Raw genomic sequence first — 17463 nt, 5'->3', positions numbered from 1 at the left:
ACTGTCAGATGCTCGATCGGGGCATCGCGAGGCACGTTGGCGTTTGGGCTGTGATCGGCCTGACCAGTATAGTCCTGACCAGCAGGAGCGAAGTTGCAGGGCCACGCCCCGGGCAGCCTCGCCGCAAAAAATCTGCCTTTGGGAGGGATGATCATGAAGACCTTGCGTACCACCGAATTTCGCCGAGCAATCCTGGCAAGCGCCGCTGTATTCGCGCTGCTGCCGAACGTTGCTCTCGCCCAGTCCAACGCCGCTGAAGAGCCAGAAGGAGACGGCTCCGAAATCGTCGTGACTGGTACGATCCTACGCGGCGCGGCACCTGTCGGTTCCAATGCGATCACGGTCGGGCAGGAAAAGATCGCCGAAACCGGCGCGACGACAGCCAACGAATTGCTGACCTCGGTCCCGCAGGTCACCAACCTGTTCAACAACGTGCCGCAGTCGCGCCTCGGCGTCGCGGTCAACCAGATCCAGGTGGTGCGCCCCAACCTGCGCAACCTTGCAGGCGAGACCAGCTCGTCCTCGTCGACCCTCGTGATGTTCGATGGTCGCCGCATTGCCCCGGTCGGCGTGACGCAGAACGCGATCGATCCCGACATCCTGCCCCCGATTGCGATCGAGCGCGTTGAAGTCGTTACCGACGGCGGCTCCGCGACCTACGGCTCAGACGCGGTTGGCGGCGTGATCAACTTCATCACCCGCAAGCGCTTCGATGGCCTGAAGGTGCAGGCGCACTACGGCTTTGCCGACAATTACAAGCAGTACGATGCCGCCGCGATCCTCGGCAAGGACTGGGGTTCGGGTTCGGCCTACGTCGCATACAGCTACCAGCACAACGATCCGCTGTTTGCGCGCGACCGGGACTTCATCAAGGATGTCGATTGGCTCTCGCCCAACCTGACGCCGCGCGGTCGCTCGTGCACGCCCGGCAATGTCCGCATCGGTTCGGCAGCGTTTTTCGCGCTTCCCGGCCTGACCAGCACAACCCCCAACTCGTGCGATTACCGCAACAACTCCGTGGTTCCGGAGAGCACCCGTCACAGCGGTTTGGCCCGCCTCCATCAGGAGCTGTCGCCGTGGCTGACCGTCGACCTCGGTGCATTCTATGGCGAACGCAAGTCGGTCTCCAGCTCCGACTACGCCGGGTCGGTAACCGTAACCGGCAGCCCGCTGCAGTTCTACTACCTCCCGGTCCCCGGCCAGTCCGCGACCGCCAGCCAGACGGTGTTCTTCAACCTGAACTCGGTTCTCGGGGCGAGCAGCAATCAGTCCCGGTCGTCGTTCAAGGAATGGGGCGCCAACGCTGAATTTCAGGCGGACCTTGGTGGCGGCTGGCAAATGCGGACGCTATTCAACTACAGCAACAGCGACAGCGAATACCACATCGGGGGCTTTAACTCGACGCTGCTGACCAATTTCGGCCGCGGTACGACTGCAGCCACCGCCATCAACTTCTACAATCCGTCTGCCGCCGACATCGCCAACATCCAGCAGCTGATCAACACCGAGTCGGCCGGACAGGGCAGGGAAGAGCTGTTCAACCTGCGGGCAATTGTTGACGGTACGTTGTTCACCCTGCCGGGCGGCGACGTGAAGGTGGCCGCTGGTTACGAGTTCGCACGCGACAACTTCCGCCAGCGGATCGTCGCGGCCAATCTGGCCGTCGGCGCTCTCGCGGGCACGCGGTTTGTTCCTTATGGCCGGTCAGTCAATTCGTTCTTCGGCGAAGTACAGGCTCCGGTCATCGAACAGGTCACGCTTTCCGCGTCGGTTCGCCATGACCGCTTCAGCGACTTCGGCAACACGACCAATCCGAAGTTTGGCATCAGCATCAAGCCGGTGTCCTGGCTCAACCTGCGGGGCAATTACAGCACCTCGTTCAACGCGCCGTCGCCGGTCGACCAGCTGGGCGTGTTCACCAACACGTTGTTCGCATTCCCCTTCAACGCCTTTGTCCCTGCCGGCGTCACGCCGGTGGCCAACGGCGTAGTGGCCTTGCAGGGCTCCAACCCGGGCCTGCTGCCGCAGACCGCCAAGACCTGGTCGGTCGGGTTCGACATGGATCCTCTGGAAGGCGTGCACGTCAGTGCCAGCTACTACAACGTGAAGTTCAAGGACATCATCGGGACCCCGGCCCCGAATGCGACGATCTTCGCGCTCAACCCGAACAACGTGATCGCCAATGTCAACGGCGTGCCGCTGGCGACGATCACGAGCTTCATCAACGCATCGGGCCTGTCGAGTGCGGCGGCCACGCTGGCATCAGTCACGGCGGGCTGCGCCACTCCGGCGAACTGCCTCAACGTTTACGAGCTCGTCGATTTCCGCAAGGGCAACATTGGCAGTGTCAACGTGGACGGCATCGACTTCGTTGCCAGCTACCGCGGCAAGACCGGATTTGGCGGTTTTGATTTCGGCGTGTCGGGCAACTATGCTCTGAACCGCAAGAGCCAGGCGGGTGTGGGCGCGCCGATCGTCAACGAACTGATTGCCACGAACATCTTCGTGCAACCAGGCAACGTATCCCTGCAGCGGAATGGGTCTTCGCGCCTGCAGCTTCAGGCTACGGCAGGAATCGACGTAGGCAGCTTCCGTGCTCAGGCGACGCTCAATCACAGCGCCGGCTATGCCACCTATCGCTGCGATGCGACCTCGACCCCGGTCTGCAATGCCACCACGAACGGCAACCCGAGCGGCAGCGGACAGCCGCAGGACCGGGTGGGCGCGTTCAATACCGTCAACCTGTTCTTCAAGTATGACGTGCCTGCCGAAAGCGGACTTCTCCGCGATCTGCAGTTCACGCTCAACGTGAACAACGTGTTGGATACCGATCCGCCGGTGCTCCGCGCGATTGGCCAATCGGGCTATGCCAACGGCTTCACGCTTGGCCGACTGATCCAGTTCGGCGTCGCGAAGAAGTTCTGATAGAGCTCTCCCAGGCCCGGTTGCTGCACCCGCAGCAGCCGGGCCAAACCCGGACAGGTGCACATATGGTCAAGCGCGCAGCAGGAACTGCCTTGTTTCTCGCATCGGCCATCTTGAACCCTGCTGCCCTGGCACAGCAACAATCCGAAAAAGCCTGGACCGCCAGCTGGATTGACCAGCCGGGTTCCGAACCTGCCAAACCCGGGGTCTACCACTTCCGGAAAGAATTCGAGCTCGCCGTGCAGCCGGCGAGTTTTCCGATCCGCGTGTCTGCGGACAATCGCTACCGACTCTATGTGAACGGTATGGAGGTCTCCAACGGACCTGCCCGCGGGGATCTGCTCCATTGGCGCTCCGAGAGCGTGGACATCGCAGCGCATCTGCGGCCCGGCAACAACGTGATCGCCGCCCTTGTCTGGAACATGGGCGAGTTCAAACCTGCCGCCCAGATCTCGCTTCGCACGGCGCTTGTCGTCCAGGGCGACAGTCCGGCGGCGGCTGTCGTCAGCACGGGAAGCAGCGGGTGGAAAGTGTTTTCCAGCCGCGCCTACACGTTCAAGCGCGTCGAAGGCGACGACACGGGCGGCTTCTATGTCGCCGGCCCGCGCGAAGACCTCGATGCCGGGCAGGTTCCCTGGGGATGGGAACAGCCCGGCTTCGACGCCAGCGGATGGGGTGATGCCAAGCCGATCGTCCAGCAATTCGCCTCGCCGGTGGCGCTGGCTCGCGGTACACAGGTCAACGGCAGCGCGGCGGAGTGGCAGCTTGTTCCGCGCACCATCCCGCTCCCCGAACAGGCCCCCATCCGCTTCGCCTCCGTCCGCCGCGCCGAAGGCGTGACGGTTCCGGCGGGTTTCGCCGCAGGCAAGCAGGCGCTGACCGTACCGCCGCGGACAAAGGCGACCCTGCTTCTCGATCAAGGCGCCTTGACCGTTGGCTATCCGGTCATGATCACGACCGGCGGGGCAGGCGCGAAAGCCACGATCATCTATGCCGAAAGCCTGTTCGATGCGGCGGGCAACAAGGGCAATCGCAGCGAGATCGAAGGCAAGACCATTCGCGGCCTGCGCGATACGATCCGGTTCGATGGCGGCGAGGGTCGGCGTTTCCAGTCGCTCTGGCTGCGGACTTGGCGCTATGTGCAGCTGGAGATCGAGACGGGCGACCAGCCGCTGCGCATCGACAGCGCCCAAGGCATCTTCGCGGCGTACCCCTTCAAGCAGAAGGCGGCCTTCGATTCCGACGCGAAATGGATCAAGCCGATCTGGGACATGAACTGGCGCGCGCTTCGCATGAGCGCCTTCGAAACGTTCTGGGACACGCCCTATTACGAGCAGCTGCAATATGTCGGCGATACGCGGATCGAGGCGCTGATGTCGGTCTACCAGACCGGTGATGACCGCCTGATGCGGAGCGCCATCGAACAGTTCGACGATTCGCGCACGTCCGAAGGGCTGACGGCAAGTTCCTATCCCTCCAGCCTGCGCCAGCAGATCCCGCCGTTCTCGCTATGGTGGGTCAGCATGGTCCACGATTACTGGATGCTGCGCGGCGACCCCGCCTTTGTCCGGGGCCGGTTGCAGGGCGTGCGTGACGTGCTCGACTGGTTCGAACGGCACGTCGACGATACCGGGCTGCTCGGACCGATGCCGTGGTGGAATTACCTGGACTGGGCCAAGAGCTACCCGAACGGCGTTCCACCGGGCGGCGGGAAGGGCCATTCGGTCGCGATCAACCTCCAATTCGTTCTTGCTCTGCAACAGGCTGCCGAGCTGGAGCAGGCGCTGGATCGGCCTGACGACGCCAAGCGGTGCCGGGAACTGGCCAATCGTATCATTGCCACTCTCAGGGCCAAGGCGTGGGATGGAAACAGGAGGCTGTTCGTTGACAGTCTCGAGGTGCGATCCTTCAGCCAGCAGACCAATTCGCTCGCCATACTGGCCAAGGCCGTCCCGGACGGCATGGAGACGTCGGTGGCGGAGAAGATGCTGGCGGACAAGGACCTGGAGCCGGCCACATTCTATTTCCGCTTCTATGTCGACGAGGCGATGCGCAGCGTGGGCCTTGCCGACCGCTACCTCAGCCGGCTGGGGCCGTGGCAGGAGATGATCCGCAACGGCATGACGACCACTGCGGAAACGCCTGAACCGACCCGGTCGGACTCGCACGCCTGGGCGGCCCATCCCAACTATCAGCTGCTTGCGACCGTGCTAGGCATTCGTCCCGCCGCCCCCGGCTTCAAGCGGATTGCGATCACGCCCGCGCTTGGAGCCCTCAAGTTCGCACAAGGCCAGATGCCGCATCCCGAGGGCGAGATCAGGGCATCCTATCGCCAGGGTAAGGACAAGCTGTTTGCCGATGTGACCCTGCCTCCCACCGTATCGGGTGACTTCGTGTGGCGCTCGGCAAAGTTCGACCTCAAGGGCGGGAAAAATTCCATTTTCTGCACGGCAGACCAATGCCGACCGGTGGAATCCGAAAATGTGCGCCCTGTTGCGCCTAAGGGAGAGTGATGAAATGCTGAGCGCCCCAAGCGGTTCGCGCGGGACTCTGATGCTCGGCGCTGCAGCGCTGACACTGGCCTGCGTCGGCAACGCGCCAGCATGGGCAGCGGCCTGCATGCCGGCAGGCGAGACGCTGTTTGGCGGGGTTGATGCGCCGCTGGTGGTCGATGCGGACTGCATCGATCCGGATTACAATTCCGACACGCTGGTGATCGATGCCACCGAGGCCAAGACGCTCAAGCTGCCCGATGGCGGAACGATTGGCTATACCGAGGTCAGGGCCCATTGGCCGGCGGCCGGCGCGGCCCAGCAGGCCCCTGCGGGCGGGCAGGCGGCAAAGCCAGCCATTCACAGTCTTGTCTGGCGCTTTCCCGACAAGAAGCTTTTCCGCAACCGCTTCTTCCAGCAGACCTATCCGCTGAACATCGAGATGCTCAACGTTGTCGATGCCCGTTTCGCCTTTGAAACCGGCGGCGGCTATACAGTTGGCGTAAACCCGGGAAATCCGGCTGTCGGCTTCCGGGTCCCCGCTGCTGCTGCAAAACTGGCCAAGGCCTATGCCCGCAAGCACTACGGCACCAATGAGCGCATCTATGGTTACATGTATGGCCAGAGCGGCGGATCGGTGCAGACGATCGCCGCCGCCGAAGGGACGGCCGGGGTCTGGGACGGCCTTATTCCAGTTGTCATCGCGACAGACGGGTTGAACACCCACAGCTTTGCCTGGGGTGCCCTGTACAACCTCGCGATCCCTGCGGAGAAGAGAAAGGCTATTGCCGAGGCCGCAGCGCCGGGAAGCGGCAAGGACATCCACGCCGGGCTCAATGCGGAAGAGCGGGCGGTGCTCGATGAAGTTCTCAGCGCCGGCTTTCCGCGCGCCGTGCTCGAGACGATGCAGTTTTCACTGGGTGGCGCGATGTTCGGGTTCGGTTCCGTCCGCGCTTTCGATCCCGGTTACTTCACCGACTTCTGGACCAAGCCGGGCTATGAGGGCGCCAACACGCCCGCTTTCCTCAAGGCCGCAATCGTCGATGGCACTGCCACGATCTCGTCCGTCACCCGCAACCCGCAGGGCGTAGCGACGGCCATCGTGTTCGACCCGGCTTCGATGCCGGCGCTGGGTTCGAACGGTGCGGATGGCGTGCAGTTCACGGTCGTACAGGACGGCACGGCGAACCCGGACAAGGGCGATGCGCCCGCGCTCAGGGGCAAGCTTGAGGGCACGACGTTCAAGCTCGAGGATGGCAAGAACAGCCCGGCGCTGCTGGCGGCGCTGGCGAGCGGGTCAAAGGTCAGGCTGGATAACCGCGCAGCCATCGCCATGGCTTTCTATCCGCGCCATTCGATCCTCGAAAACGGCAACCCGGCTTACAACCAGTACCGCAATGCCGATGGCAGCCCCCGGTATGCACAGCGGCCGAAGACGCCGATCGCCATTCCCCTGCTCAGCAATATCGGCGCCGCCGGCGGGATCGTGCAGAGCGGCCGGATCAGGACCAAGACGATCGTCTTCGAGAACCTCTATGACGGGAACTCCTATCCCTATGTCGCGAGTTTCTATGCCGGTCAGGTGAAACATGCGCTGGGCGCGAAGCAGACGCAGCAGATGTTCCGCCTCTATTATCAGGAGAACGGAATTCACGGCGTGTTCCTCGATCCCTTGCCCGGCAAGTTCGGGACCATGACGGCGGCTACCGGGGGTACGCTGCACCAGGTGCTGCTTGATCTGGCCAACTGGGCGGAAAAGGGCATCGCGCCGCGCGCTTCAACCTGCCACACGATTGACCCGATGAATCAGGTCGTCCTCCCGGCCTCCGCCACAACGCGTGGAGGGCATCAGCCTGTCACCCGTCTGACCGTCAATGGCGGCAAGCGGGCCGAAGTGGCCGTGAACCAGTCGGTCACTCTGGTCGGCCGGATTACCATGCCGCCCGGTCCCGGCAAAGTCGTGCAATACGACTGGTATCTCGGCACGCCCGATGCCAAGTTTGAGCCCGCCATCAAGCTCGCGGTGCCGAAGGCTACGGTGATTGCCAGCCGGACTGTCAGCTTCGCCAAGCCCGGCGAATACGTGATCACCTTCAGGGCTACCGGGCAGCGCGAGGGCAAGCAAGACACGACCACGCCGCTGAACAACATCGACCGCGTGCGCGTTGTGGTGAAGTAAGTCCGCTGCCAAGCATCCCGGGCGGCGAGGGCTCTCCCGGAATGTGCTCTAATCTACAGCTACCCCGCTGTGCGGATTTTCGCTCCTGATCGTGCGGCGAGCCGAGGCTCTATCGAAGTTCGCTTCGTATTTCGGCCGCATCGTGCCGCACAGCCGGTCCCAGATTGTCGTGTAGCCGCCGAAATTGCCGGTGAAATAGTGGTGATGCTCGTCGTGGAAACTGGCGGAGATGAACCACTTGGTCAGCCAGGTCCTGTTCCACCAGCGGGGCAGCAGTTCGAAGCCTGAATGGACGTAGAGCCCCATCAGGATGGAGGTCGGCACGATGAACGGCACGGTCGCTTCGTGGATGGTGAAGACCACCATGAACAGCGGCGTGAACATGCCCTCGATCACGCCCTCGATCGGGTTCATCGACCAGGAGGTGATCGGCACCGGCGCGGTTGAGCGGTGGTGCAACTTGTGCACCCACGAATAGTACGGCTCCTTGTGCATCAACCGGTGCGCCCAATAGAAATAGGCGTCGAACAGGAAGAACGAGAGCGCGTATTCGCCGGCAATGGTCCAGCCCGATACCGGGCCGGTCCTGAGTTCGATCCAGCCGATCTGAGTCCACCAGCTGATCAGTCCGGTGATCGTCACCGTGACGATGGCGAGGTTGAACAGCCCATGGCGCAGTTCGGTCTTCACATAGGGCCACCGGAATGTGCCCGGCTGGATCTTGCGGGCGAGCAAGGCATCGCGAAACAGGAAAGCTGCGAGCAGCGCCACGACGGCGAAAGCCGTGATCACGAGCGCGAAGGACAGGGCTGGATTGCTGGTAGACACTATGACGACTCCCGGATCGATCCCGTGTGTTCGTCACTTTGTTAGCAAGCCGACAGGCGGCGGTCAAATCTGCCCCGGAGGTCAGGCTTCGAGCGGCTCCAGCTGGTCAAGCAAGGCACCTAGCGCCCCGATGATTTCCTGATGGCCGCTGCTCACGCCCAGCTGCCGCTCGCGCGAAAGCAGCAGGGCCAGACTGGTGATCGTGACCGTCAGGCCGGTCGGCCCCATGTTGCTGATCTGGGGGGCACGCTGCAGCGCCTTGGTCAGCACGCCCACTTCCACTTCGCGCGACGCCTCGATGAAATGGATCACCTCGCGCCTCAGGCCTTCGATACGGTTCGCCAGCGCCATGAACTCCGCGATCAGCCGGCTGTCAGTGGAATTGAGGCTGATGTCCCACAAGGTGCGCAGCGGATAGGGTTGGGCCGCAGCTTCCTTCAGTCGCGCCAATTCGCGCATCGCCATGCGCCGGAACAGGCTGATGATCAGCTCGTCCATCGTGCGGAAGTAGTAATAGACCAGCCGTTGCTTGACGCCGATGCGCTCGGCCACCCGGCGCGAGGTGAGCGCGGCATGGCCTTCCTCGCGCAGGATCGCCTCGGCCCCGTCGAGCATGGCGTGCCAGTTGTCTGAGCCCTCCGGCCCCATGCGCCGTTCGGCGGCTGGCTCTTTGCTGCTGTTCATGCTGGTCGCCCCATATCGTCGCGGCGCTTTGCGTAGTTTGCGCGTCCGCCAAGGTAAAGCCGGCAATTGACCCGCTGCGGCACCCCCGCTAACAAAATGACGAACAAAACGTGTGGAGCGGATCAAGTGACGGGAATGGGCAGGCTCGCCGGCAAGGTCGCAATCGTCACCGGTGCCGGGCAAGGTATTGGCGAAGCCATCGCCCGCGCTTTTGCCGCCGCGGGCGCCAAGGTGATCCTGACAGGCCGGACGCTCGAAAAGATCGAGGCTGTCGCCGCGGCAATCCAGTCTGACGGCGCGACGGCGCTGGCGATCAAGGCCGATGCCGGCAACGCGAACGAGGCCGCGATGGTTATCCAGCGCGCAGTCGACGAATGGGGCCGCATCGACGTGCTGGTCAACAACGCGCACAGCTTCACTGATTTCCTGCCGCTCGAAGATCCGAAGATGGAAGCGAACTGCAAGGTTGACCTGCAATCGGCCTTCTTCGGCTCGCTCCAGATGATGCAGGCGGCCTTTCCGCACATGGTGGCGCAGGGCGGCGGATCGATCATCAACTTCGGTTCGGACTTCGGCATCCGCTGCGAACCCGGCTTCCTCGCCTATGCCGCCAGCAAGGAAGCGATCCGCGCGCTGACCCGCACCGCCGCTCGCGAATGGGGCAAGCACAATATCCGCGCCAACACGATCCTGCCGCGCGCCATGTCGCCCAAGGCGCTGTGGTATCTGGAAGAAACCGGGACCCATGATGCTGAACTGGCAAGGGTTGCCTTGGGCCGTTTCGGCGTTCCCGACGACATTGCTCCGACTGCCGTGTTCCTCGCCAGCGACGATTCCGCCTTCGTGACCGGGCAGACCATCGGCGTCGAGGGCGGTGTCACGATGTTCTGAGCGCAGAGAAGGAATTCAGGGAATGGCAGACGCCCCGCGCGTGGCACTGGTAACCGGCGGAGCGGCCGGCATGGGCAAGGCGACCAGCCTCAAGCTCGCCGCCGATGGTCACTCCGTCGGCATCGTCGACATCGATTTCGACGGCGCAAGGGCAGTTTCCGATGCCATCGTTGCAGGCGGCGGCAAGGCTCTCGCGGTCAGGGCGGACATTGGCGAGCGGATGCAGGTCGAACAGGCCATCACGCAGATCCGCGAGGCGCTTGGGCCGATCACGATCCTCGTCAACAATGCCGCGGTCGAGAATTTCTCGGCGCTGGAAGACCTTGATGACGCCACCTGGGACCGCCTGATGGGCATCAACCTGCGCGGGGCCTATGTCGCGGCGCAGTGCGTCCTGCCCGACATGTCCGCCGCAGGTTGGGGCCGGATCATCAACGTATCGGCCTTCGGTGCCCAGATCGGCGCGCCGAACATGGCGCTCTATACCGCGAGCAAGGGTGGCATCATCTCGATGACCCGTTCGCTGGCGATCGAGCTCGGGCCCAAGGGCATAACGGTCAATTCAGTCTCGCCCGGTTTCATCGACACGCCGATGGCGCGCCGGGCGATCAACGGGGGCTTGTTTCCCGTCCCTTACGAGCAGATCATCGCGACCTATCCCATCCCCCGGCTGGGCCAGCCGGAAGACATCGCCGCCGCCTGCGCCTTTTTCGCTTCCGATGCCGCCGGGTATATTACCGGCCAGGTGCTGGGCGTGAACGGCGGGGCAGCGATGTGACCGGCCACACTTTTCAAGCACGCAGGTAACCCCATGACCACTTCAGTTTCCGACACGTTCGCAGTCACGCAGGTCAAGCCGCTGATCGGCGCGGTGATCGAGACCGACAAGCAGACACTGCTCAGCGGGCGGCATTCGGCGGAGATTCGCGGGATGCTCGAAGACCGGGGGGTGATGGTTTTCCCGCAGGTTCATTTCACTGACGAGGAGCAGGTCGAGTTCACCAGGACGCTCGGAAAATTCGTCCCCGAAATGCACGGTGACATTTTCCAGATCTCGATGGACAAAGCGATCAACCCGCAGGCCGACTATGTGAAGGGTGCCTTCTACTGGCACATCGACGGGACCATGCAGCAGGTGCCGCTATTCGCCTCGATGCTGACCTGCAAAAAGAAGGCGCCAGTCGGCGGCAACACCGAATTCTGCAACACCTATGCCGCCTGGGACGCCTTGCCGGACGAAGAAAAGGCAGCGATCGAGAACCTGCGCGTAGTCCACTCGCTGGTCGCCGCGCAGCTCTTTGTCGAGCCGGAGCCGGACCTCGCCCTGCTCGACCAGTGGAGCCGGCTGGGCACCAATGAACTGCCGCTGGTCTGGGCGCATACCTCGGGACGCAAGTCGCTCGTGCTCGGTTCGACCTGTGATTACATCGTTGGCATGGACCCGATCGAAAGTCGCCGCCTGCTGGTAAAGCTGCGCGACTGGGCGACGCAGGAACAGTTCTCGCTCAGCCACGAATGGTCGGTGGGCGATGCAGTTATCTGGGACAACACCGGCACGATGCACCGCGCCATGGCCTATCCGCTCGACTGCGACCGCCAGATGCACCGCACCAAGCTGGAAGGCGAAGAAGCCTTTTCCTGACCTGTGATACATTGAAAAAATTAGAGGGGACCGACATGCCTGAAGGCCAATCGCTGAAAATCTTCCTGCCCGTCCTGCTGGTCGTGGCCGTTACCTTCGTGGGTTTTATCAAGATGGCGATCGAGCGCGCAGGCGCGGTGAAGCAGGGGCAGAACCCGGAATTCTACAAGGTCTATCTCGGCGATCCGGAGCCCGAAAAGACCCGCGCTGCCGTGCGCCACTGGGACAACCTGTTTGAACTTCCCACAGTGTTCTACGCCGGATGCCTGGCCGCCTATATGCTCGGTGCCGTCAGCACGACGGTGCTGGTCTGCGCGTGGATCTTCGCCGTGGGCCGCGCGGTGCAGAGCTTCATCCACCTCACCTACAACAGCCCCAACCACCGCGGCGGGGCCTTCACCCTGTCGTTCCTTGGCCTGATGGTCATGTGGGGCGCGCTGGCAGCCCACATTATCGCGGCAGCCTGAAACAAACTTCCCGAAAAGCGAGACTTCCGATGACTTCACAGCCGAACATCGTTGCCATCGTCACTGGAGCCAGTCGCGGGGCCGGCCGGGGTATTGCCATCGCGCTGGGGTCGCATGGCTGCACCGTCTATGTCACGGGGCGCTCGGAAAGGACCGGCGACCATGCCTTGCCCGGCACGATTTATGAAACCGCCGAGGCAGTTACGGACGCCGGCGGCAAGGGTATCGCGGTTCGCTGCGATCATGGTGACGATGCGCAGGCCAAGGCGATGGTCGAACAGGTGCTGGCCGAACAGGGCCACATCGACATTCTCGTCAACAATGCCGCTGCGGTTTACGATGAGTTGTCGATGCCCGGAAACTTCTGGGAAAAGCCGCTCAAACTGGCCGATATGATCGATGTCGGGGTGCGCAGTTCCTACGTCGCCAGCTGGCTCGTCGCGCCGGGCATGGTCAGCCGTGACAAGGGCCTGATCGTCTTCACCTCGGCATCGGGCGCGGTGCATTACACCTACGGCGCGGCTTACGGCGCGCACAAGGCCGGGGTCGACAAGATGGCCTTCGATATGGCTGTCGACTTCCGCCACGCCCAGTCGCAAGTGGCGGCAGTCTCGATCTGGATGGGCGCGCTGGCCACCGACCGGTTGCTCGGTATGATCGAGGCCGAGCCCGAGAAGTACGGATACATCCGCAATCAGATCGAAACGCCGGAGTTCACCGGCCACGTCATCTGGGCGCTGTTCAACGATCCCGCGCTGCAGGAACGATCCGGCCAGACACTGATCGGTGCGGAGCTCGCCCGCGACTATGGACTGACGGATGAAGGAGGCCGGCAGCCGCCGTCCTACCGCGATACCCACAAGGTTGCGCCGCACCAGAACTATCCGGTCGTGATCCGCTGAGCGGCCACCCTCAAACGAAAAGTGGAGCGACTGTAATGGCCAACCGGATCAGCCCCCTGCCGCGCGAGGAATGGGACGAGGCGGCGCGGGATATCTTCGCCTATTGGGAGGGGGACGAGGCGCGGCAGAACGGTTCGCGGTCGAACACCATGATGGTCTTTGCCAACCATCCGGCGCTGGCCAAGGCCTCGCTCGATCTTGGCCGGTACTTCATGCTGGAATCGACACTTTCGGCGCGCCAGATCAAGCTCATCATCCTGCGCGTCGCGCACCGCTACAACTCGGTTTACCAGTGGACCCACAATTCGCTGGGCGCCCGGCAGGTCGGCATCAGCGAGGCGGAAATCGAGGCGGTGAAGGCCGGTCCCTCGGCTCCTGAATGGTCCCGCGAAGACCGATTGCTGCTGGAAGTGGTCGATGCGACGAATGCCGGTGGCCGGTTCAGCGATGCCCTGTGGCAGGACCTGTCCGCAGTGTTCGACAAGAGGCAGATCATGGACCTCATCCAGGCGGCCGGGTATTTCACCACCACTGCCTGGATGCTGATTGCGCTTGAGGTGGAAGTGGAGCCCGACTTCGCGGAGTTTTCCAGGAACCGCGCCAAGCAAGACGACTGATCGGATGCGCGTCTTCCCGGCTAAGACGCCCGGCATCGGGCCGATTTCACAATCGAAATAGTAAATGCTGCGTTAGCCACGTTTCGCAGCACCTGTTTCAAGCAGTTAGCATAGTTTGCACCTGTAACAGGTCATCGGAGGATGGCCTGCGCTGGGGTATTGCATGGTAGACAGGATGGACGCGCCGGACCCGGGGTTCGGCGGACAGGAAAAGCGGGAAGAACAGCGGCTGGTGCTGCTGCTGCGCCCGGCCAAGGTTATTTGCCGCAGCGGCGAATACCTGTGCATCCTGCGCGATGTCGCCTCCAGGGGCGCGCGACTGCGGCTGTTTCACCCGCTTCCCGCCCAAGCGCTGATGGTGCTCGAACTGGGCAATGGCGACCGTTATGACATCGAGAAGATGTGGGAACGCGGCGATCAGGCGGGCTTTGTCTTTGCCCAGGCGGCGGCGGTCGAACACCTGATCGAGGAACGCAGCCGCTATCGCAAACGGCAAGTCCGCGCGCGGCTGACGCTTGACGCAAGACTTACCGCCGGGGGATGCGACTATCCCGCCGTCCTGCGCAACATCTCCCAGCAGGGCGGCAGCCTTGAATGCGAAGCGCCGCTCGCCCTCGAACAGCGCGTTTCGCTCACCGCGCGCGGCCTGCCGCAGCTTGATGGCAAGGTGCGCTGGCGCAAGGGCAGGGGCGTGGGACTGGTGTTCGAGCAAACCTTCAAGCTCGACCAGCTCGCCCGCCTGCTGTTCGAACTCCAGCCGTTCCCGCCCGCGATTTCGGACGACCCGCAGGACGCGATCTTCAAGCGGGCGCTCAAGGGCTGAAAGGCCAGAGCAGGCGCTAGATCAGGTGGGGCGGAACACCATTGCCGCGCCGTTCATGCAATAGCGCTTGCCGGTGGGCTTGGGTCCATCGTCGAACACGTGGCCAAGGTGCCCACCACAGCGTGCGCAGTGCACTTCGGTGCGCGGCATGCCAACGTCCCAGTCTGTCGACGTAGCGACTGCGCCAGGCAGCGGCTTCCAGAAACTCGGCCAGCCGGTGCCGCTGTCGAACTTCGTCGTAGAGGCGAAAAGCGGATTTCCATCCGCCGCACAGACGAAGGTGCCCTTGCGCTTTTCGCGGTCGAGCGGCGAGGTGCCGGGGCGTTCGGTGCCCTTCTGGCGCAGGATGTAATACTGCGGCGGGGTCAGCCGCTTCTTCCATTCGGCATCGGTGAAGCGCACCGGATAGGTCTTCGCCTCGGCATCGCTGCCACAGGCGGTGACCAGCGGTATGGCCGCGGCAGCGGCAAGCCACTGCGCCATGCGGCGGCGGCTCAGCATTTCAGGATAGGGATTGTACTCGGTCATGTTTCCGGTCTCCTCGATCCTGCCCTGCACAGGATATAGGCCGGAAACATGGCGAGTTAAAGGTCACGCCGTTCTTGAAGGCCAGGCTGTCCTTGAAGGGTCAGGCTGTTCTTGAAGGGTCAGGCTGTTCTTGAAGGGTCAGGCTGTTCTTGAAGGGTCAGGCTGTTCTTGAAGGGTCAGGCTGTTCTTGAAGGGTCAGGCTGGGGCCGGCTGTCCCTTGCTCTTCTTGGTGCGCGCCTGTTGCGGACCGGACTTCATCACCCGGCGGCGGAACAACCGCGATCCGAAGTGTACGAAAATCGCCACCCACATCACTTGCCAGGCGACCGCCATGACATGCGGCAGCACCGCCCCGTCCTGCGCCGCGCGCGCCAGCATGGCGAAGGGCGAGGAGAACGGGATCAGCTCTGCCGCCAGTGATATGCCGGTGTCCGGCATGGCGGCGGCATAAGTGGCGAAGAAGAAGATCATCAGCTGCGACATCGACACCGGCATAGAGATTGTCTGCACCTCGCGCACGGTCGAGGCCATCGAACCGATCGTCAGGAAGACAGAGCCGAGCAGCAGGTAAGCCATGGCGAAATAGCCGATGCCAAGGGCGACGAAAGCGGGCCAGCCCACGGCGGGGGCGGTAAGGCCGCTCAGCGTATCGCTACCCAGCAGGATCAGCCCGCCAAAGCCCGCGCCCCATACGGCAATACCGACCAGCGACACGCCCAGCATGGCGAACAGCTTGCCATAGAACACGGCCTCCATCGGGATCGCTGCGGCCAGCACCTCGATGATCTTGTTGGCCTTTTCCTCGACAAGGTTGGACAGCACCATGCCGGCCAGCATCATTGTCAGCAGGAACAGCAGCATCTGCCCGCCCTGCGCCGTGCGCATCTGGCCGCCCCGTTCGCTTGCCACGCTGCTTGCCGTGGCGGCGAGCGCGACCTTTGGCAGGGCCTGCGGGCTGCCATCGGCAGCGCGCCCGGCGATCAGCGCGACCGGCCCGCTCCACGCCGCGATCTGGCCTTCGGTGCCGGTCAGCTGCGGCTTGGCGATGGTTCCGGTGACGACGGCGGCAAGGTTGCCCTGACTATCCTTCAGTACCTGCGCGGCATTGATCGTCTCACCCGGCTGCAGCTTCTTCACCACGGCCATGTCGGGCGCGTTGTAGCCAAGTTCAGGCCGCAGCGCGGCGCCGGCGGCGATCATCGCATCGGCATCGCGCGGAGCCATGACCACGCCCAGCACCGGGCGCGCGGCGGCCTGTTCGGTCTCCTGCTTCACCGATCCGGCGGCAATGCCGACGATCACCGGGAACAGAGGCCCGAGCAGGAAGAAAAAGAACGTCCGGCTGAACAGGATCGCGCCAAAATCGCGCCGCGCGACGACCAGCGCCGCCTGCAAGGTCGACAGGCGACCCGATGAAATTGCGCCGCTCATCGACCCTTCTCCATGGCAAGAGCCTCATCGGGCACTTCTTCCAGCGCGCGCGCTGCGGCCTCACCGGCAATCGCGACGAAGGCATCGTGCAGGCCGGCGCGTTCGATGGACAGCGACAGGATGCCGGCCTCGCCTTCGATCAGCGCGCGCAGCAGCGGTTCGATGCCGGTGCCCGGCAGGTCGAAATACCAGAACGTGCTGCCATCGGCTTTCTGCTCGCGGCGGGCATCGGCGGGGAGCGCTGCGCGCCAGTTCCCATCACCGGCCCGGGTTTCCAGGCGGACCTGCGGGCGGATGCGATCACGCGCCACGTCGACTGGCCCGGCGAAGGGCACCTTGCCGCCGGCAATGATCGCTACCGAATCGCACAGCCGCTCGGCATGGGCGATGACGTGGGTGGAAAAGATCACGGTCGTGCCCTTTTCGGCGAGGCCGCGCATCATGCGTTCCAGCTTGCCCTGATTAAGCGCGTCGAGACCCGAGAACGGTTCGTCGAAGATCACCAGCCGGGGTTCGTGGACCAGCGTGGCGAGCAATTGCACCTGCTGCGCCATGCCCTTGGAAAGCTGGCGGATCTGGCGGTCTGCGGCATAGCCAAGGCCGTGCTCTTCCAGCAGCAGCTTGCCCCGGCGGCGGCCTTCTTCCAGCGGCAGGCCGCGCAGCGCACCGATGAAGGCAATGGCTTCGTGGCACTTCATCGCCGGGTAAAGCCCGCGCTCCTCGGGCAGGTAGCCGATGGTGTGAGCAACATCATGCGGCCGCTCGGCACCCAGCACGCGGCGATAGCCTTCGTCTGGATCAATGATCCCCAGAAGCATGCGTAGCGTGGTCGTCTTGCCCGCGCCATTGGGGCCGAGCACGCCGTAGATCGCGCCTTCGGGCACCGACAGGTCGACGCCGTCGACGGCAGTAAAGCCATCAAACCGCTTCACCAGCCCGCGCGCCTCGATGGCAAGCTTTGGACTCGCTGCCGAGATGCCGGAGAGTTCGGGAGCGGGCGCGTTGCCCACCGGTTGCCATTGGCCTAGGTCCATCTTCATGGGGTGCCGCAATA

At 63.5% G+C, this 17463-nt stretch carries 15 protein-coding genes; 10 read left to right on the top strand and 5 right to left on the bottom strand.

Translation table 11 applies throughout. The features are described from left to right. The first annotated feature begins 153 nt into the window (after nt 1-153). The 3 genes from WG900_RS09225 to WG900_RS09215 all read left to right on the top strand — a co-directional run bounded on the left by WG900_RS09225 (nt 154) and on the right by WG900_RS09215 (nt 7596). The gene (locus WG900_RS09225; protein WP_339966576.1) at nt 154-2925 is read left to right on the top strand and encodes a TonB-dependent receptor plug domain-containing protein; all 2772 of its coding nucleotides are present in this window, start codon (nt 154-156) and stop codon (nt 2923-2925) included. 65 nt (nt 2926-2990) lie between these two features. Continuing rightward, entirely contained in the window at nt 2991-5438 is a 2448-nt protein-coding gene (locus WG900_RS09220; RefSeq protein ID WP_339966574.1) for an alpha-L-rhamnosidase-related protein, read from the top strand. Between the two features lie 4 nt (nt 5439-5442). Continuing rightward, a complete protein-coding gene (locus WG900_RS09215; RefSeq protein WP_339966573.1) occupies nt 5443-7596 on the top strand; it encodes a PKD domain-containing protein in 2154 nt (717 codons plus the stop codon). A 48-nt stretch (nt 7597-7644) separates the two neighbouring features. Here the strand turns inward: WG900_RS09215 and WG900_RS09210 are convergent, their stop codons facing one another. Next, on the bottom strand, nt 7645-8424 hold the full coding sequence (locus WG900_RS09210; protein WP_339966571.1) for a sterol desaturase family protein: 780 nt from the start codon (nt 8422-8424) through the stop codon (nt 7645-7647). An 81-nt stretch (nt 8425-8505) separates the two neighbouring features. Next, nucleotides 8506-9108, bottom strand: coding sequence for a TetR/AcrR family transcriptional regulator (locus tag WG900_RS09205; RefSeq protein WP_339966569.1), 603 nt, complete (start codon nt 9106-9108; stop codon nt 8506-8508). Between the two features lie 96 nt (nt 9109-9204). Here WG900_RS09205 and WG900_RS09200 point away from each other — a divergent pair, with 96 nt between their 5' ends. The 7 genes from WG900_RS09200 (at nt 9205) to WG900_RS09170 (ending at nt 14450) form a co-directional block, all read left to right on the top strand. After that, entirely contained in the window at nt 9205-9999 is a 795-nt protein-coding gene (locus WG900_RS09200; protein WP_339966567.1) for an SDR family NAD(P)-dependent oxidoreductase, read from the top strand. A gap of 22 nt (nt 10000-10021) precedes the next feature. Then, a complete protein-coding gene (locus tag WG900_RS09195; RefSeq protein WP_339966566.1) occupies nt 10022-10777 on the top strand; it encodes an SDR family NAD(P)-dependent oxidoreductase in 756 nt (251 codons plus the stop codon). Between the two features lie 33 nt (nt 10778-10810). Further along, nucleotides 10811-11641 (top strand): TauD/TfdA dioxygenase family protein, encoded by an 831-nt coding sequence (locus WG900_RS09190; RefSeq protein WP_339966564.1) that lies wholly within the window; start codon nt 10811-10813, stop codon nt 11639-11641. A 35-nt stretch (nt 11642-11676) separates the two neighbouring features. Further along, complete coding sequence (locus WG900_RS09185; RefSeq protein WP_339966562.1) at nt 11677-12108, top strand: MAPEG family protein; 432 nt, start codon at nt 11677-11679, stop codon at nt 12106-12108. A 29-nt stretch (nt 12109-12137) separates the two neighbouring features. Further along, nucleotides 12138-13010 (top strand): SDR family NAD(P)-dependent oxidoreductase, encoded by an 873-nt coding sequence (locus WG900_RS09180; RefSeq protein ID WP_339966561.1) that lies wholly within the window; start codon nt 12138-12140, stop codon nt 13008-13010. Between the two features lie 35 nt (nt 13011-13045). After that, entirely contained in the window at nt 13046-13627 is a 582-nt protein-coding gene (locus tag WG900_RS09175) for a carboxymuconolactone decarboxylase family protein (protein WP_339966559.1), read from the top strand. Between the two features lie 175 nt (nt 13628-13802). Continuing rightward, entirely contained in the window at nt 13803-14450 is a 648-nt protein-coding gene (locus WG900_RS09170) for a PilZ domain-containing protein (RefSeq protein WP_339966557.1), read from the top strand. Between the two features lie 21 nt (nt 14451-14471). Here WG900_RS09170 and msrB read toward each other — a convergent pair whose 3' ends face one another. From msrB to WG900_RS09155, 3 genes are all read right to left on the bottom strand, one after another. Beyond that, complete coding sequence (msrB, locus tag WG900_RS09165; protein ID WP_417597388.1) at nt 14472-14978, bottom strand: peptide-methionine (R)-S-oxide reductase MsrB; 507 nt, start codon at nt 14976-14978, stop codon at nt 14472-14474. A gap of 195 nt (nt 14979-15173) precedes the next feature. After that, complete coding sequence (locus WG900_RS09160) at nt 15174-16409, bottom strand: ABC transporter permease (protein WP_339966555.1); 1236 nt, start codon at nt 16407-16409, stop codon at nt 15174-15176. Further along, nucleotides 16406-17449, bottom strand: coding sequence for an ABC transporter ATP-binding protein (locus tag WG900_RS09155; RefSeq protein WP_339966553.1), 1044 nt, complete (start codon nt 17447-17449; stop codon nt 16406-16408). The genes WG900_RS09160 and WG900_RS09155 overlap by 4 nt, the downstream gene beginning before the upstream one ends. Nucleotides 17450-17463 lie beyond the last annotated feature (14 nt).

The organism is Novosphingobium aquae, from assembly GCF_037572715.1.
In the GTDB taxonomy this organism is placed as follows: domain Bacteria; phylum Pseudomonadota; class Alphaproteobacteria; order Sphingomonadales; family Sphingomonadaceae; genus Novosphingobium; species Novosphingobium aquae.
Note: the sequence above shows the minus strand (reverse complement) of the source record. Positions and strands in the feature narration are given on the sequence as shown.

Bases quoted from the DNA above. Each gene is read 5' to 3' on its own strand.
- WG900_RS09155 (WP_339966553.1), bottom strand. From the start codon at position 17,449: ATGAAGATGGACCTAGGCCAATGGCAACCGGTGGGCAACGCGCCCGCT.
- WG900_RS09205 (WP_339966569.1), bottom strand. From the start codon at position 9,108: ATGAACAGCAGCAAAGAGCCAGCCGCCGAACGGCGCATGGGGCCGGAG.
- msrB (WP_417597388.1), bottom strand. From the start codon at position 14,978: ATGACCGAGTACAATCCCTATCCTGAAATGCTGAGCCGCCGCCGCATG.
- WG900_RS09195 (WP_339966566.1), top strand. From the start codon at position 10,022: ATGGCAGACGCCCCGCGCGTGGCACTGGTAACCGGCGGAGCGGCCGGC.
- WG900_RS09220 (WP_339966574.1), top strand. From the start codon at position 2,991: ATGGTCAAGCGCGCAGCAGGAACTGCCTTGTTTCTCGCATCGGCCATC.
- WG900_RS09170 (WP_339966557.1), top strand. From the start codon at position 13,803: ATGGACGCGCCGGACCCGGGGTTCGGCGGACAGGAAAAGCGGGAAGAA.
- WG900_RS09185 (WP_339966562.1), top strand. From the start codon at position 11,677: ATGCCTGAAGGCCAATCGCTGAAAATCTTCCTGCCCGTCCTGCTGGTC.
- WG900_RS09180 (WP_339966561.1), top strand. From the start codon at position 12,138: ATGACTTCACAGCCGAACATCGTTGCCATCGTCACTGGAGCCAGTCGC.
- WG900_RS09190 (WP_339966564.1), top strand. From the start codon at position 10,811: ATGACCACTTCAGTTTCCGACACGTTCGCAGTCACGCAGGTCAAGCCG.
- WG900_RS09225 (WP_339966576.1), top strand. From the start codon at position 154: ATGAAGACCTTGCGTACCACCGAATTTCGCCGAGCAATCCTGGCAAGC.
- WG900_RS09175 (WP_339966559.1), top strand. From the start codon at position 13,046: ATGGCCAACCGGATCAGCCCCCTGCCGCGCGAGGAATGGGACGAGGCG.
- WG900_RS09160 (WP_339966555.1), bottom strand. From the start codon at position 16,409: ATGAGCGGCGCAATTTCATCGGGTCGCCTGTCGACCTTGCAGGCGGCG.
- WG900_RS09200 (WP_339966567.1), top strand. From the start codon at position 9,205: ATGACGAACAAAACGTGTGGAGCGGATCAAGTGACGGGAATGGGCAGG.
- WG900_RS09215 (WP_339966573.1), top strand. From the start codon at position 5,443: ATGCTGAGCGCCCCAAGCGGTTCGCGCGGGACTCTGATGCTCGGCGCT.